This window comes from Bacillus sp. JJ1773, assembly GCF_036962035.1.
Classification (GTDB): Bacteria; Bacillota; Bacilli; order Bacillales; family Cytobacillaceae; genus Cytobacillus.
On sequence record NZ_JBALNX010000083.1, the window covers coordinates 9,850 to 12,068 of the forward strand.

The 2,219-nt window shown below is 42.8% G+C and carries 2 protein-coding genes; both read left to right on the forward strand.

Translation table 11 applies throughout. The features are described 5' to 3' along the window. The first annotated feature begins 75 nt into the window (after positions 1–75). Complete coding sequence (gene trpB, locus V7127_RS21140; protein ID WP_335489341.1) at positions 76–1,278, forward strand: tryptophan synthase subunit beta; 1,203 nt, start codon at positions 76–78, stop codon at positions 1,276–1,278. Then, on the forward strand, positions 1,275–2,060 hold the full coding sequence (gene trpA / locus V7127_RS21145) for a tryptophan synthase subunit alpha (protein WP_335489344.1): 786 nt from the start codon (positions 1,275–1,277) through the stop codon (positions 2,058–2,060). Before trpB ends, trpA begins: the two co-directional genes overlap by 4 nt. Positions 2,061–2,219: the final 159 nt, after the last annotated feature.

Genomic DNA, 2,219 nt, shown 5'->3' on the forward strand with positions numbered 1-2,219 from the left:
CGTAAAAATTGGCTGATAAAGTACCAGAACTGGCTGATAAACATGAAAATTTGCCTGACAATGGGAGGAACTATTATGACAACCTATACATTACCTGATGAACGTGGACATTTCGGTGCATTTGGGGGAAGATTTGTGCCAGAAACGTTAATGCAAGCAGTTCTTGAACTCGAAACAGAATATAAAAAATCGCTGGAAGATCCAGAGTTCCAAAACGAGCTAAATGATCTTCTAAAAGATTACGTTGGACGGGAAACGCCATTGTACTTTGCCAAAAACTTAACAAATCAGCTTCAAGGGGCAAAGATTTATTTAAAACGTGAGGATTTAAACCATACAGGCGCACATAAAATTAATAATTCCTTAGGTCAGGCATTACTGGCCGCCCGAATGGGGAAACGAAAGATTGTTGCCGAAACAGGGGCAGGACAGCATGGAGTGGCTACCGCAACAGCCTGTGCACTTCTTAATTTAGAATGCATTATTTATATGGGAGCTGAGGACATTCGCAGACAGCAGCTGAATGTGTTTCGAATGGAGCTTCTAGGTGCAAAGGTTGTCAGTGTTGAGTCAGGCAGTGCAACCCTTAAAGATGCTGTCAATGAGGCGTTACGATATTGGGTGACGAATGTGGAGGATACTCATTATATTCTTGGGTCCGTAATGGGGCCGCACCCTTTTCCGATGATTGTCCGTGATTTTCAAAGTGTTATTGGGAAGGAAACGAAGCAGCAATTTATAGAAAAAGAAGGAAAGCTTCCCGAGGCAATTGTAGCCTGTATCGGTGGCGGAAGCAATGCTATGGGGATGTTTTATCCATTTATTAAAGATGAAGATGTTCAGTTGTATGGGGTAGAGGCGGCAGGATTAGGATTAAATACTTCAAAGCATGCAGCTTCAATGACAAAAGGAAAACCAGGAATTCTTCATGGCGCACTCATGTACTTACTTCAGGATGAAGATGGACAAATTCAAGAGGCCCATTCCATTTCAGCCGGGCTTGATTACCCAGGTGTCGGACCTGAGCACAGTTATTTAAAAGATATTGGCCGGGTGAAATATGAATCTATTACCGATGAAGAAGCAATGGAAGCCTTACAGTTCCTTTGTCGGTTAGAAGGAATTATTCCCGCTTTGGAAAGTTCCCATGCAGTTGCTTATGCATTAAAGCTGGCCCCAACAATGAAGGAGGATGAAGGATTAGTCATCTGCTTATCAGGCCGAGGCGATAAGGATGTGGAAACGGTAAAAGCAAGATTAGGAGGGATTGAGAAATGAACAGGATTGAAAAAGTGATGCAAGTCTTGGGGAAGAATAACGAGAAGGCTTTTGTTCCTTATATTATGGCTGGAGATGGCGGACTGAATAGTTTGGCAGAACGGATTACTTTTTTAGAAAAAGCAGGAGCAACGGCGATTGAAATTGGGATTCCCTTTTCTGATCCTGTAGCTGACGGGCCCGTTATCCAGCAAGCCGGCATTAGAGCTCTTGAAAGTGGAACGACATTGAGGGGAATATTGGCGGCCATTGCGGAAATACGCCCAATTGTACATATCCCACTAATTTTTATGACTTATATGAATCCGATCATGGCTTACGGCATTCATTCATTTTTGGATGAGTGCTCCCGTTCAGGTGTAGATGGGTTGATTTTACCTGATTTGCCGATAGAAGAGGAAGATCTTATTGCTCCTTACGCAGAAAAGGCTGGTATTGAGATCATTAGACTCGTAACATTAACGAGTCCGTTAGAGCGGGTTCAAGAAATATCCAGCAAAGGGCGCGGTTTCCTATATGCCGTTACAGTTAATGGGATAACTGGAGCAAGAAAAGGTTTCAATGAACAGCTTGGGGGGCATTTGCAAAAGGTTAAGAGCGTAAGTCACCTGCCTATTTTGGCTGGCTTTGGGATAGCATCCCCAACACATGTGCAGGAAATGAACCAATATTGTGATGGCGTTATTGTCGGAAGCAAAATCATTGAGCTCTTGGAACGAGGGGATCTTGATGGAATTAAAGAGCTGATTAAAGCTTCCAAGATTGCTCATGTTGAGAATTAAGACTGGTTTTGTTTATGGGAAAGTGAAAACGCTCGTCATGAATTGCTCATGGCGACTGTTTTTACTATGAGTCAATGAATACGGTAGTTATGAAATGTTCATGGAGCTCATTTTTACCAAGAACTGGGAAAAGTGGTCGTCATGAAGTGTTCATGGCTC